Annotated in this window: 13 protein-coding genes; 5 read left to right on the top strand and 8 right to left on the bottom strand. The window is 72.9% G+C overall.

The window, feature by feature from the left end:
• Positions 1 to 38: 38 nt before the first annotated feature.
• From BXA10_RS18490 to BXA10_RS18500, 3 genes are all read right to left on the bottom strand, one after another.
• On the bottom strand, positions 39 to 275 hold the full coding sequence (locus BXA10_RS18490) for a preprotein translocase YidC (RefSeq protein WP_076471632.1): 237 nt from the start codon (positions 273 to 275) through the stop codon (positions 39 to 41).
• A gap of 102 nt (positions 276 to 377) precedes the next feature.
• On the bottom strand, positions 378 to 1,274 hold the full coding sequence (locus tag BXA10_RS18495) for a pentapeptide repeat-containing protein (protein WP_076471633.1): 897 nt from the start codon (positions 1,272 to 1,274) through the stop codon (positions 378 to 380).
• A gap of 200 nt (positions 1,275 to 1,474) precedes the next feature.
• Positions 1,475 to 2,503 (bottom strand): DUF5919 domain-containing protein, encoded by a 1,029-nt coding sequence (locus tag BXA10_RS18500; RefSeq protein ID WP_139338041.1) that lies wholly within the window; start codon positions 2,501 to 2,503, stop codon positions 1,475 to 1,477.
• 175 nt (positions 2,504 to 2,678) lie between these two features.
• Between BXA10_RS18500 and BXA10_RS18505 the strand changes: the two genes are divergently transcribed.
• The gene (locus tag BXA10_RS18505) at positions 2,679 to 3,278 is read left to right on the top strand and encodes a hypothetical protein (RefSeq protein ID WP_076471635.1); all 600 of its coding nucleotides are present in this window, start codon (positions 2,679 to 2,681) and stop codon (positions 3,276 to 3,278) included.
• Positions 3,279 to 3,358: 80 nt separating this feature from the next.
• Here BXA10_RS18505 and BXA10_RS18510 read toward each other — a convergent pair whose 3' ends face one another.
• Entirely contained in the window at positions 3,359 to 4,180 is an 822-nt protein-coding gene (locus BXA10_RS18510) for an SDR family oxidoreductase (protein WP_076471636.1), read from the bottom strand.
• A 108-nt stretch (positions 4,181 to 4,288) separates the two neighbouring features.
• Here BXA10_RS18510 and BXA10_RS18515 point away from each other — a divergent pair, with 108 nt between their 5' ends.
• Positions 4,289 to 5,707, top strand: coding sequence for an RtcB family protein (locus BXA10_RS18515; RefSeq protein WP_076471637.1), 1,419 nt, complete (start codon positions 4,289 to 4,291; stop codon positions 5,705 to 5,707).
• A gap of 12 nt (positions 5,708 to 5,719) precedes the next feature.
• Here the strand turns inward: BXA10_RS18515 and BXA10_RS18520 are convergent, their stop codons facing one another.
• Positions 5,720 to 6,139, bottom strand: coding sequence for an archease (locus tag BXA10_RS18520; RefSeq protein ID WP_076471638.1), 420 nt, complete (start codon positions 6,137 to 6,139; stop codon positions 5,720 to 5,722).
• 103 nt (positions 6,140 to 6,242) lie between these two features.
• Between BXA10_RS18520 and BXA10_RS18525 the strand changes: the two genes are divergently transcribed.
• On the top strand, positions 6,243 to 6,845 hold the full coding sequence (locus BXA10_RS18525; protein WP_076471639.1) for an MBL fold metallo-hydrolase: 603 nt from the start codon (positions 6,243 to 6,245) through the stop codon (positions 6,843 to 6,845).
• Here BXA10_RS18525 and BXA10_RS18530 read toward each other — a convergent pair.
• Positions 6,818 to 7,600, bottom strand: coding sequence for a B3/B4 domain-containing protein (locus tag BXA10_RS18530; protein WP_076471640.1), 783 nt, complete (start codon positions 7,598 to 7,600; stop codon positions 6,818 to 6,820). The two genes, BXA10_RS18525 and BXA10_RS18530, sit on opposite strands and share 28 nt — an antisense overlap.
• 10 nt (positions 7,601 to 7,610) lie before the next feature.
• On the bottom strand, positions 7,611 to 8,222 hold the full coding sequence (locus tag BXA10_RS18535) for a LysE family translocator (RefSeq protein ID WP_076471641.1): 612 nt from the start codon (positions 8,220 to 8,222) through the stop codon (positions 7,611 to 7,613).
• A 112-nt stretch (positions 8,223 to 8,334) separates the two neighbouring features.
• On the opposite strand from BXA10_RS18535, the gene pdxR reads away from it, so the two are divergent.
• Together pdxR and BXA10_RS18545 are read left to right on the top strand one after the other, a co-directional pair.
• Positions 8,335 to 9,807, top strand: a complete 1,473-nt coding sequence (pdxR, locus tag BXA10_RS18540) for a MocR-like pyridoxine biosynthesis transcription factor PdxR (RefSeq protein ID WP_076471642.1) — start codon at positions 8,335 to 8,337, stop codon at positions 9,805 to 9,807.
• Positions 9,808 to 10,158: 351 nt separating this feature from the next.
• Entirely contained in the window at positions 10,159 to 12,237 is a 2,079-nt protein-coding gene (locus tag BXA10_RS18545) for an NPCBM/NEW2 domain-containing protein (RefSeq protein WP_076471643.1), read from the top strand.
• Positions 12,238 to 12,317: 80 nt separating this feature from the next.
• Here the strand turns inward: BXA10_RS18545 and BXA10_RS18550 are convergent, their stop codons facing one another.
• Positions 12,318 to 13,187, bottom strand: coding sequence for an alpha/beta fold hydrolase (locus BXA10_RS18550; protein ID WP_245828305.1), 870 nt, complete (start codon positions 13,185 to 13,187; stop codon positions 12,318 to 12,320).
• Positions 13,188 to 13,196: the final 9 nt, after the last annotated feature.

The following is a 13,196-nucleotide window of genomic DNA, read 5'->3' on the forward strand; positions in this document are numbered from 1 at the left end:
GAGTTCAGGAGTGGGCTGACGCGTCGAACTGCGGCCGGTCAGCGAGTCGCGTCCGGGTGCCCGGGCATGCTCGATCCGCCGCCGCTGCTGCCGGAGGCACCACCGGCCACGCCCGATCCGTCGTCCTCGGTGACCAGGTCGGGTCGTACGTCGGTGTCGTCCGGGGCCGGGACCTCGGTGTCCGCCTCGACCTGGACCAGTCGGGCCTGACCGGCCTCGTCCTCGGCGTGCTCCGGATCGACCGGCTGCTCACCCTGCCGCGTTCTGAAGCCCACGGTCGCCTCCCATCGAAGCCATCTCCGATCAGCCGTGGCTACCCGGCAGAAAACGGGCGAAACGTCCGCCCGCCGGGCGAGGCAACCGTCGTCCGGCTGATCTCAGCGGCGGCCGCGCCGCGCGGCTCGCGCGGGTCGGGGCGTACGCGGCACCGGAGTGAGCGGCACGGCCGTCCAGTGCGCCGGTCGGGTCAACCCTGCCGGCAACCGGGTACGAACATCACCGCGGGCGGCGTTCAGCTGCGACTGGTGCAGGAAGATGCTGCCGGAGAGATCGGCCCCGCGCAGGTCCGTGCCCCGCAGGTCCGCCCCCGTCAGATCGGCCAACTGCAGGTCCACCCCGCGCAGGTCGGCGCCGATCAGCAGCGCGCCCCGCAGGTTGGCGCGCCGCAGGTCGACACCGCGCAGGTCGCCCCCGAACAGTTGGGCACCCCGCCGGTCGGCGCCGGGACGCCCACCCCGGGACCGGGCAGCGTCGCCGGCGCGGGACAACAACACGTTGACGCGGTCGCGGTGCGCTCCGACGTCCAGGGCCAGCAGCTCCTGCGGGCTGCCCTCGGCGAGCCGGACGGTCTGCACACGGGCCTGGTCGAGTTCCTCGCGCAGCCCCGCCGGCGGGCGCAGCGCCAGCGCCTCGGTCAGGTACCAGAGCAGCTCGTGCAACGGCCGCATCGCCGTGAACGTGTCGAACATGACCTGCGCGGTCTCCGGCTCGGCCCGCCAGTCCCGCCCGCCGAAGGTCACCTGGGCGACCTGTTGCCCGGCGCCGAAGCAGTCGAAGACCGTGCAGCCGGGAAAGCCGCGGCCCCGCAGGTCGGCGTGGATACCGCAGCGGTGGTCCGGGCGCAGATTGGGGCAGGGCTGCCCGGCCGGCTTGTCAATCGCGAAGTCGGCGGACGCGGCGAAGGCCGGGACGACGCAGCAGAGGCCGAAGCAGCGCGTGCAATCGGCACGCAGGGCGTCCCGCTCCGGCCCCGCCGGCCGGGAGTTCTCCGACACGTTGACCGCTCTCCTACCGTCTCGACGGGTCCGTCACCGGCGCTGGCCGCGCGGGCGCGTCGCCATTGTCCCGCCGGCCGCGGCTCGGTTGCCGCTGGGGGCCACCGCGCGTGCCGTCCGGCCACCCTCGTCCCGGGGCGCTGCTGCTGGCGGCGACATCTGTGGGGGTACAGCGGGCGGGGGAGCGGAAGGCCGGGCGGCTACCTGGGTGTGAGGCGCAGGATGGCGCGCTCACCGCGCGCCGGGCCGTACTTCTCGTCGAAGCGCCGGGCCACCGGGTCGCGTTCCTCGTCAGTCGGCTCGATCAGCGTGAACACCCGTGGCGTCGACCCGGGTGTACGAGGCAGCGGCGCCCGCGCGGTGAGTGACAGGTTCGGTCGTGACCGCTCGCAATCGATGTAGTGCTCGCCGTCGACCTCCACATACGCCATCTCCGCCCGGAGGTAGTCGGAGTTCTCGGTGCCCAGCGTCACCGCCAGCCGGTCGTACCGCTCCAGCGGCACGGTGGCCTGGTCGTGGTCCCACAACTCCTCGAACCGGGCGTGCACGAAACCGCCCAACGGGCTGCCCATGTCGACCTCGAGTTGGGGAACGTTGAATGACAGCTTGCCGACGGGGAAGAACGAGATGAGGGAACGCCCGTCCCATTGGTAGAGCTGGATCGACGGTGACGCGTCGTAGACGCGCACCTCGAACCGCTCGTTCTCACCGATCTTCTTCCGGAGGGCCATCAGGTGTCGCAGATTCGCCCGGATGTGGCCGGGAACGTCGACGCCCTGCCGCTCCAGCTCCTCGGAGCGCTGCTGGGCCGCCGTGCAGTCCGGGTCGAGCAGGAGCAGCTGCACCTCCGCGCCGTTGCGCAGTGCCGCCTCGATCGCGTCCAGGGTCGCCCGCCGGTGCTGGTCGTCCAGCAGGATCGTCCAGGTGTCGAGGACACGCACCCGCCGGCACCTGCCCAGCCGCGCAACGAACGCTTCCTGGTCGAAGCTCAGGTGTTCCTGCACTCGGGCCTTGCGGGACTCCTCGAACAGCGGATCGAAGATGACGTACGAGATCGCCGCGAGCACCACGCTGGCCCCGAGATTGAGCAGCAGGTCGCTGAGGAAACCGCCGCTACGCCAAGCGGCCAGCAGCATGACCACGGCAGTTGCCAGCAGCCCGCCGCCGACCACGAAAGCGCGCCGCTGCCGGGGCGTACGACCTGACCGCCAGCCGCCCGTCCGCCGCATCCGGCCTCCCTTCCGGGCCGGCCGCCGCCGTGGCGCCCGGCGATCATTCGGATGACGGCAGGATACGGGTCCGAGCGGTCGCTGTCCCCATCGGAACCACCGCATTCGCCGATGAGCACCGTCCCGGAACTCATATCGTGACGGTGCCCGTATCGATCACGGACGGTTGGGTGCCATGAACGACAGTGAACGCGAACAGGCCCTGCTCACCGCCCTCACCACCGAACACTTCGTGCTGCAGACCTCCCGCAGCGCGACGGTCACCGAGTCGGTTGGCCGGGCCACGATCTTCCTGTCGCTGCTCTCCGCCGCGCTGATCGGACTCGGTTTCGTCTCCGGCACCGGCGCGCTGGTCCGTCCCTACCTCGGGGCGGTGCTGCCCACCTTGGTGGTCACCGGTGTGCTCACGTTCCTGCGGCTCGTGCAGAACATGGTGGAGAACGAGGTGGATCTGGAACGGATGCAGCGCATCCGGGCCTACTACCACGAGCGGTTCGCCGCCGGGCAGGAGTTCTTCATCGACGCGGTGTCGGGTGCCGGCACCGCGCAGGCCACCTGGTCCGCCGTCGGTAGCCGGCCGGGTCGCGCCCAGTTGCTGCTCACCACGGCGTTGATGGTGGGGGCGGTGAACGCGCTGCTGTTCGGGCTCGGGGTGACGCTGCTGACCGCGCTCGCGGGCCTGCCCACCGGGCCTGCCATCGGTGTCGGCTCCGCAGTGGCGCTGCTGGCCTTCGCCGCGCAGTTCGCCTATGTCGCCCGGGCGTCGACGGCGTAGGTCTAGCGCGCCCGGCACGCTGCCCGCCCCAACGTCGCCCCGACCGCGCCCCGGCCCAGCTGCGAGCGCGTCGCCTGAGCTCAGGCGGGTTCCACCCGTCGCCAGTCGTTCGAGGTGAGCGCGGCGGCCTGCGGGCCCATCATCAGCATCCCGCCGTCCACCGGCCAGGAGGCGCCGGTGACGTACGCGGCCGCGGGGGAGGCGAGCAGCGCGACCACCGCGGCGACCTCCCGGGCGTCGCCCGGGCGGCCCACCGGCACGCCCGGCCGCTCCTGGGTGGCGGGGTCGACGTCCTCCTGCCCGGTCATCGGGGTGGAGATCTCGCCCGGCGCGACCGCGTTGACGGTGATCCCGTCGGCGGCCAACTCCTGCGCCATCACCTTGGTGAGTAGTCCCAACCCGCCCTTCGCCGCGCAGTACGCTGCCGAGCCGACCCGGGGCGCGTGCTCGTGCACGCTGGTGATGTTGATGATCCGGCCCCCGGCGCCCGCCGCGAGCATCCGTCGGGCGGCCCGCTGGCCGCAGAGGAACGGCCCGTCCAGGTCGACCGAGAGCACTTCCCGCCACCGTTCCCAGCCGGTGTCGACGAACGGTGCGCTCGCCCCGGTGCCGGCGTTGTTGACCAGCACCCCGAGGCCGCCGAGCCGGTCGGCCAGCTCGTCGACGACGCCGGCCGAGTCCGGCAGACGCGTCAGGTCCATCTCCGCGACCTCGCAGGCCCGCCCGGTGCCGCGTACCTCGGCGGCGGTCCGCCGGGCGCCGTCGGGGTCGCCGTACCAGGTGATGCCGATGTCGAACCCGGCCTGGGCGAGAGCCACCGCGCAGGCCTTGCCGATGCCGGAGTCCGCGCCGGTGACGCTGTGCGGGGGTAGTCCTCGAAACGTGCGGGCATTGCGCCTCACTACCCAGCCGCTGCGCGCGCAACCAGACTCGGGCCACCCGCTTGCCGGCGTCGGCTCGCGTGAGCGGGTGCCACGTGTAGCGCAGGCGACCGTGGGTAGCCGCGGAGGATGCAGTTGGTGGAGGAGTCGCCGTACCGGTTCCGGATCGACCAGCACGACCCGATGCGGGTGCCGGGCGTGGTCTTCGCGACCCGATCGCTGCTGCCCGACTCCGGAGCGGACAAGTCACTCGAACAGGTGGCGAACGTGGCGACCCTGCCCGGCATCGTCGACGCCTCGTACGCCATGCCGGACGTGCACTGGGGCTACGGGTTCCCGATCGGCGGTGTGGCCGCCACCGACGTCGAGCACGGCGGCGTGGTGTCGCCCGGCGGCGTCGGTTTCGACATCTCCTGCGGCGTACGGCTGCTCGCCGCCGACCTCGACCGCACGGAACTCGGACCGCGTCTGGAGGCACTCATGGACGGGCTGTCCGCGTCGACGCCGCGGGGCATGGGAAAGGGGGCGGTCTGGCACCTCACGGACCGGTCGGAGCTCGACGGTGTGCTGCGCGGCGGGTCCCGGTACGCGGTCGAGCGCGGCTTCGGCGTCGAACGCGATCTGACGCGCTGCGAGGAGTACGGCGCCGTCGACGACGCGAACCCGCACGAGGTCAGCGAGCGGGCGGTCGAGCGGGGCGCCCGGCAGGTCGGCAGCCTCGGCTCCGGCAACCACTTCCTCGAGGTGCAGGCGGTCGAGGAGGTGTACGACGACCGGGTGGCCACCGCCTTCGGCCTGCACCGCGGGCAGCTCTGCGTGATGATCCACTGCGGATCGCGGGGGCTGGGCCACCAGATCTGCACCGACTACGTCCGGGGCATGGAGAAGGTGATGTCCCGGTACGGCATCCAGGTGCCGGACCGGCAGTTGGCGTGCGCGCCGGTCTCGTCGCACGAGGGGCACGCCTACCTGGGGGCGATGGCGGCCGCGGCCAACTACGCCCGCGCCAACCGGCAGTTGCTGACGGATGCCGCCCGAAAGGTCTTCGCCCAGCAGACCGGCCGGAACCTGGACCTCGTCTACGACATCTCGCACAACCTGGCGAAGATCGAGAATCATGAGGTCGGCGGGGTGCGGCGCAGCCTCTGCGTACACCGCAAGGGCGCGACCCGGGCGCTGCCGCCCGGCCACGAGGATCTCCCCGCCGATCTGCGTGACGTCGGTCAGCCGGTGCTGATCCCCGGTTCGATGGGCACCGGCTCGTACGTGCTGACCGGCGTTCCCGGCTCGCCGGCGTTCGCCTCCACCTGCCACGGGGCGGGCCGCGTGCAGAGCCGCAAACAGGCGGTCAAGGCCGAGCGGGGATCGGACCCGCGCCGGCAGTTGGAGGCGCAGGACATCGCCGTACGCGGTGCCTCCCGTCGCGGACTGGCCGAGGAGATGCCGGCGGCGTACAAGGACATCACGGCCGTGATCGAGTCCGCCGAGGGTGCGGGGCTGTGCCGGAAGGTCGCCCGGCTGGTGCCGATCGGTGTGGTCAAGGGCTGAGCGCCCCGACGGTCACACGTCGAGGGTCACCGCGCAGGACCAGCCCGCCCCGTCGCGGCCGAACCGCAGCTCGTGCAGGGAGACCGCCTTCGGGACCGCGCCGATGAGCTCGACCGCCTCGGTGCCCGTCACCCGCCAGCGCACCCGCAGGCCGCCGCGACCGTCGTCGGTCACCTCGGTGGTCAGCGGCAACTCGTCCGCCGTGTCCATCCGGAAGATCACCTCGTCGAGGACGTTCACCAGGAGGTCCTCGTCGGTGCCGGGCGGCGTGGCGTGCTCCCGGGTGGGACCGGCCTGTGCCCCGGCGCTGTCGGTGAAGGTCTCGACCAGCGCGGTGACCGCCTCGGACACGCACTCCTCGCGGGTCGGCGCCCACGCCTCGATCCGGACGTCGGCGGTGTGCGGCACGCACCGGTGCCCTCGCTGCCCCATGCCCCGATCATCCGTCACCCGCCGACCGTCGGCCGGTCGACCGCGCGACAGGTCCACCCGCGCGACATGTCGCGGTGTCCCGTCGACCAGCTACCGTCACCGGATGCTGATCACCAAGTACACCCACTCCTGCGTGCGGCTGGAGCACGACGGCGGGGTGCTGGTCATCGATCCCGGTACCTGGAGCGAACCGCGCGCTCTGGCCGGCGCGCACGCCGTCCTCGTGACGCACGAGCACACCGACCACGTCGACGTGCTCCGCCTGGCCGGCCTCGGTGTGCCGGTGTACGCCCCGGAGGGCGCTCGCCTGCCCGAGCTGGTCCCGCTGCCCGTGATCCCGGTTCGGGCCGGGCAGCGGTTCACCGCCGCCGGGTTCCCGGTGACCGCGGTCGGTGGCCGGCACGCGCTGATCCACGACGGGCAGCCGGACTGCGTCAACCTCGGCTACCTGGTCGGCGACGACCTCTACCACCCGGGCGACTCGTTGCACGTGCCGGACGAGCCCGTGCGGACCCTGCTGATCCCAGGGCAGGCGTCGTGGATGCGGCTGGGCGAGGCGATCGAGTTCGCCCAGGCTGTCGGCGCGCGGCGTGCGCACACCATCCACGACGCGCAGCTCAACGAGCGCGGTCTGGGCAGCGTCACCGGCTGGTTCGGCGAGACTGTCCCCGGCTACCGTCACCTCGCGCCGGGCGAGACCGCCTGACCCGGGCCGGGTCGGCCGGCATCCGAATCCGGCCGGCTCGTCGGGCCCGCTGACGGCTCCTCGGGGACCTCGAACGCTGGCGCGGAGCCGGTCAGCACCGCGCGGGCGGTCGGCACCGCCCCGACCGCGGTCAGCTCTGCCCCCAGCGTGTCGACCAGCCGGGCCACGTCCTCGGCGGCCGTCGCGTGCAGTCCCTCAGCCACGATCAGCACGTGCGACGTCTCCGCACGTACCGCCGACCAGCCGCTCTGCCGGTTGGTCCAGCGGCGCGCGTGGGCACGTCCCGCCTCGTCGGCGTACGTCACCTCGCCTGGGTCCGGCCGCTCGACGCCGCCGCCGAACGTCACGTACTCCTCGTCGCCGTCGGCGTGCCGCACCGTCAGGTCTCCGCTGATCCGGTCGGTGTCCAGCACGGCCACCGGGAGGGCGTACGCGACTGAGATCGCGTTGCAGAGGTCGACCAGCGGATGCAGTCGCGGGAACTCGCCGTCGAGCCGCAGCCGCCGCAGCAGCGCCTCGGCGGCGCACCGGTACTGCGTCGGTCTCAGGCCCGTCGCCGCGAACGCCCGCCGCCACGCCCGGATCTCCGGGAAGCCCGCCTCCGGGCCCGTCGCCAGGCGGGCCCGTGCCTGGCCGGTGAACCGGTCGACGCGGGGGGCCACAGCGAGTTCCGTGGTGACGCCGGTGGCGACCAGGACGCCGGCCACGAGGTCGGGGAAGGCCGCGCGGAGCGCCGGGGAGTGCTGGAAACGCACGGGAAGTCTCCTATCGATCGGTGAGGAGGAGCGAGACGCCGAGCGCGACGAACGTGCCGGCGACGGTACGGCGCAGCCAGGTGGTGACCCGGGGACGGGCGAGCACCCGGTCCCGCACCGCGGCGGCGGCCACCCCGTAGCCGCTGAAGACCACCAGAGTGAGCAGCATGAAGACTCCACCGGCCACGAGCATCCCCCGGGTGGCGCCGGCTCCGGCCGGATCGACGAACTGCGGCAGGAACGCGACGAAGAACAGCGTCGGCTTGGGGTTGAGCAGGTTCACCAGCACCGCGGTGACGATCACCCCTACCGCCGAGCGGGGCGTCGGGTCCGCGTCCGGGGTGAACGCGCTGCGATCCCGCGACGTCGACCAGGCGACGTAGAGCAGGTACGCCACGCCCGCGTACTTCACCGCGTGGAACGCCGTGGCGCTCGCCGACAGCAGGGTGGCCAGTCCCGTCACCGCCGCGAGCAGGTGCGGCACCGTGCCCAGTGTGCAGCCGACCGCGGCGACCAGGCCCGCCCGGGCACCCCGGGAGAGTCCGGCCGACAACGTGTAGATCACTCCGGTGCCCGGGGTGACGACCACGACGAGCGTGGTGACCAGGAACGCGATGCTCACGACGGTCCTTTCGATGCGGTGACGGCGACACCTGCCGCCCCACCCACTCTGCTGACAGGATGGTCCGATGAGCAGGGTCAAAGTGCGCTCGCCCGGAAGGTCCATAACGGAGGTGGCGAGTCCGGCCCTCCGCACCGCCGGATCCGACTTCCTGCACCTGGACATCGCCGAGGCACCGCCCGGTGGTCGAGCCGCGTGGCTCGCCGAACGGCTGCGTGGCGCGATCGCCGACGGGCGCATCGCCGTGGGCGCTCGATTGCCGGCGACCCGGTTGCTCGCCGCGGACCTCGGCGTCTCCCGGGGAGTGGTCACCGAGGCGTACCAGCGGCTGGCGGAGGAGGGCCGGATCGCCGGGCGTGGCCGGGCCGGCACCGTGGTCGTCGCCGCGCTGCCGCGGCCGCCCGTATCGCCGGCCGTCCCGGCCACCTCACCGTCGGCGGCCGCGCTCTTCCCGTCCGTGCCGGGCAGCGACATCTTCGACGCCGTACGTACCGCGCCGGCGCGGATCGATCTGACCCCGGGCGTACCCGACCTGGCCGCCTTCCCGCGTGCGGACTGGCTGCGCGCCGAGCGGACCGTGCTGCGGCGGCTCGCCGCGGCCGACTTCGGCTACGGCGACCCGTGCGGCGCCCCGGCGCTGCGTGCCGCCGTCGCCGCCTGGCTGGCCCGTAACCGGGGCATCGCCGCACACCCGGGCGACGTGATCGTCACCGCGGGTGTCTCGCAGGCGCTCGGTCTGTTGGCCCAGGCGCTGCTCGGCGACGGGATCGACCGGATCGCGGTGGAGGAGCCGGGTTCGCTCGGCGTGCGGCAGCATCTGAACAACTGGGGCGTGGCCACCCTGCCGGTCACCGTGGACGCGGCCGGGCTGCGGGTCGACGAACTGGTCGCCACCGGCGCCCGCGCGGTGATGCTCACCCCGGCGCACCAGTTCCCGACCGGCGTGGTGCTCGACGGGCGCCGCCGGCGCCAGCTCGTCGACTGGGCCAGCGACGGCGGGTTGATCGTCGAGGACGACTACGACGCCGAACACCGTTACGACCGTCCACCCGTGCCGGCGCTGCGGGCCATGCTGCCGGAGCACGTCTGCTACGCGGGAAGCGTCTCCAAGCTGCTCGCCCCCGCGCTGCGGGTCGGCTGGTTGCTCGCCCCGCCGCGTTATCGGGACGCGGTGGTCGCCGCCAAGCGCAACGCCGACCTCGGCACCTCGATGTTGCCGCAACTGGTGCTCGCCGAGCTGATGACCACCGGCGCCCTGGAGCGGCAGCTGCGGCTGCTGCGCCGCCGGCACGTACGCCGCCGGGACGCGATGGTCACCGCGCTCGCGCGGCACCTGCCCGGCGCGACGGTGCACGGTGCGGCGGCCGGTCTGCACCTGATGGTCACGCTGGACGACACCGTGGCGGACACCGAACTGGCGGCAGCGACGCTGGAACGCGGCGTGAAGGTGCAGCCCCTGTCCTGGCACTGCCAGCGGGCGCATCCGCCGGGGCTGGTGCTCGGGTACGCCGCCAACACGGCGACCGACATCGAGCAGGGCGTGGCCACGATCGCCGCCGCATTGCGTCGAGCGCGTACCTCGTGAAGCTGCGGCGCCGGCCGGTCCCGGATGTCGGACCGGGGGTTTGCGCGGGGGAGGGGCACCGGTGCCGGGAGCTGGGCCGATGTGCGGATAGGACGGTCGGATGCCCCACCCACAACTCGTAATTTACGAATTAATATTGACACGCGCTCGTAACCGGATGCAGGATCCGTGGAAACACGGGCGTCACGGGCCGGCGGCCCATCGCGGGGGCGTACCCCGAGTCCGGCCGACGTGCGGGCGCGCCCCGACGCGGTCAGCCGAGAGGCGGAGGGAAGGGCTGTGCGGGCTCGTCGGCTCGTCGTGACGTCCGGCGTCCGTGTTCCGGCACCCCCGGCAGCAAAGGAATCCAATGTGAAACGACAAGGCCTAGCGGCAGTGCTGGCCCTCGCGACCGGCCTGCTGGTCGTACCCGCACCCGCCCACGCCGCCCCGGCGGCCGGCGTCGCCCCCGAGCCGGCGTCCGAGGTGTTGAGCCCGACGCCGTACGCGGGCTGGAACACCTACTTCGGCCTCGGTGGCAACTTCTCCGAGCAGTCCGTACGCGAGGTCGCCGACGCTCTCGTCTCCCGCGGCCTGGCCGAGGCCGGCTACGACATCGTCTGGCTCGACGGTGGGTGGCAGGACCCGGAGCCGCGTACCGCCGCCGGTGACCTCCAGGCCGACCGGACCCGCTTCCCGAACGGTCTGAAGCCCCTGGTCGACTACATCCACGCCAAGGGCCTGAAGGCGGGCATCTACACCGACGCCGGGCCGTACATCCCGGGCAAGTGCGGGCTCGGCAGCGGCGGCGGCAACTACCAGCGTGACGCCGACCAGTTCGCCGCCTGGGAGTTCGACGCGGTCAAGGTGGACTTCCTCTGCGGCATCGCCGCCGACCTGGACCCGAAGACCGCCTACACCGAGTTCGCGCGGGCGCTGCGCGACAACGCCAGCGGCCGGCAGATCATCTTCAACCTCTGCAACCCGGTCACCTCGCCCGACTGGGGCAACTACCCGGAGGAGCAGCAGTCCACCTACTCGTGGACGTACGCGCCGGAGATCGCGCAGTCCTGGCGTACGTACACCGACGTGGGCTTCGTCGGGGACATCAAGTTCAAGGACGTGCTGCGCAACTACGACGCGAACGCGCGGCATCCCGAGGCCGCCGGGCCGGGCCACTTCAACGACCCGGACTACCTCGCCCCCGAGCTCGGGATGAGCGACGAGGAGTTCCGCACCCAGGTGTCGCTCTGGTCGATGGCCGCCGCGCCGCTGATCGTCGGAAGTGACATCCGGAAGCTCAGCCAGACCAGCGTCGACATCCTCACCGACGCCGACGCGCTGGCCATCAACCAGGACCCGGCCGTCGTCCAGGCCGTCCGCGTCGGCCCCGCCGGCACCACCGAGACGTGGGTGAAGCGCCTCGCCAACGGCGACCGGGCCGTGCTGCTGCTCAACCGCGGTGAGACCCCGAAGACCCTCACCGCGAGCGCCTCCGCCGCCGGCCTGAGCGGAGACCGGTTCACGCTCCGGAACGCCTGGACCGACCAGGTCACCGAGAGCGCCGGCACCATCAGCGCGGCCGTCCCCGCGCACGGCGCGGCGCTGTTCCGCGTCGCGGCGGCGCGCGGCCTGCCGGGCGTCCCGCACGTGACCGCCGGGCTTCCGCAGGTGACGCAGGTCGGCGGCGACCCGCTGCCCGAGGGCACCGCCCCGGTCCTCGCCGGCGGCGACGAGGCGAAGGTCGAGATCGCCGTACGCAACGACGGCGCTCAGCCGGTCTTCACCCCGCAGGTCGCGCTGAGCACGCCGGACGGTTGGCAGGTCCGGCCGCTCGACCGCGCGCCGAAGCTGCTGGAGCCCGCGGCCGGTGCCACGCTCACCTTCGCCGTGACCCTGCCGGCCTCGGCGGCGCCCGGTGGCGCCACGCTGACCGCCACCACCTCGTACGACGTGCTCGGCCACGGCCGCCAGCAGCAGCGCACCGCTTCGACCCTGGTGGTCGCGCCGGTGCCGCCGGACGGCGAGGCGGTGCTGTCGCACCACACGTGGATCAGCGCCACCAGCGGCTGGATGAACCCGACAGTCGACCAGAGCGTCGGTGGCGGATCGCCGATCAAGATGCTCGGCCAGGTCTACCCGACCGGCATCGGGGTCGCTTCGCCGTCCACGGTCCGCTACTACGTCGGCGACCAGTGCAGCCGGCTGGCCGCCGTCGTCGGCATCGACGACGCGGTGAACAACGTAGGCCCGGACGGTGGCACGTCCACCTTCCAGGTCGTCGGTGACGGCCGGGTGCTGTACGACAGCGGTGTGGTGACGCGGGAAGCCGTGCACCAGGTCGACGTCGACCTGACCGGCGTCCGGGTGCTCGACCTGGTGGTCGGTGACGCCGGCGACGGTGGCTACAACGACCGCGCCGACTGGGCCGGCCTGACCGCCACCTGCTGACGCGGAACTGTCGCACCCGGGTGAGCCCGTCACCCGGGTGCGACAGTCGTCATCGGCCCGGTCGCGCAGACCGTTCGCGATCAGCGGCCGGCCGGACCGCCGGTGCCGACCCCGGTGATGATCCGGGCGAGCTCGGCCGGCTTGGCCAGGTGCGGGAAGTGACCGCCGCCCGGCAGGACGTCGATCGTCACGTCGGGCAGCATCGACTCCAACCACCGCCGGTACGGCGGCGGGGGCTCACTGCCCGCCGCGTAGTGGTACGGGATGCCCAGCAACCGGATCCGCTCCAGCTCCCGCACCCGCTGCTCGGTGAACGCCTCGTCGGCGGTCACCAGGATCTCGTTCCAGTACCCGAGGAGCAGGTCCTGCCGCGGGGTGGTGGCCGTACGGACCACCTCCTGCGCGGCCGCCGGCAGCTGGTCGATCCCCATTCCGGCCAGCAGCGAGTTCCAGAGCTGCAGGTAGTCGCTGCTGCGCAGCACCGGCTCGTTGCGGCGCAGCAGTTCACCGAACGGGCCCAGCAGCAGCGGCTGATCCACGTTCACCACGGCCCGGGTCGGGTGGCGGGACGCGTACACCGTCGCCAACGCGCCACCGAGCGAGTGACCGACCACCACCGGACGGTCGAACCCGGCGTCCGTCACCGCCTCGTGCAGGACGTCCGCGACGTCACCCGTGGCGTACGAGTCGCCCGCCGGTGACCCGCCGTGGCCGGGCAGGTCGAGTGCGAGCACCCGCCGGCCCGGTTCGAGGCTGTCCAGTGCGCGCAGGGTCGGTGCCCACTGACTCCGGTCGTACGTCAGGCCGTGCAGCAGGACCACCGGCGGGCGGTCGTCGTCCGTCCCCTGGCGGTCGGCGGCCAGGCCGCCGAAGTGCCGCTGCTGTGCGCCGCCCGTCTCATCTCCCTTACGCCGCCGGTGCCGCCCGGCCCCGCCACGCCGGCCTGGCAAACCTAGCCG

This window comes from Micromonospora avicenniae (genome assembly GCF_900156065.1).
GTDB lineage: Bacteria > Actinomycetota > Actinomycetes > Mycobacteriales > Micromonosporaceae > Micromonospora > Micromonospora avicenniae.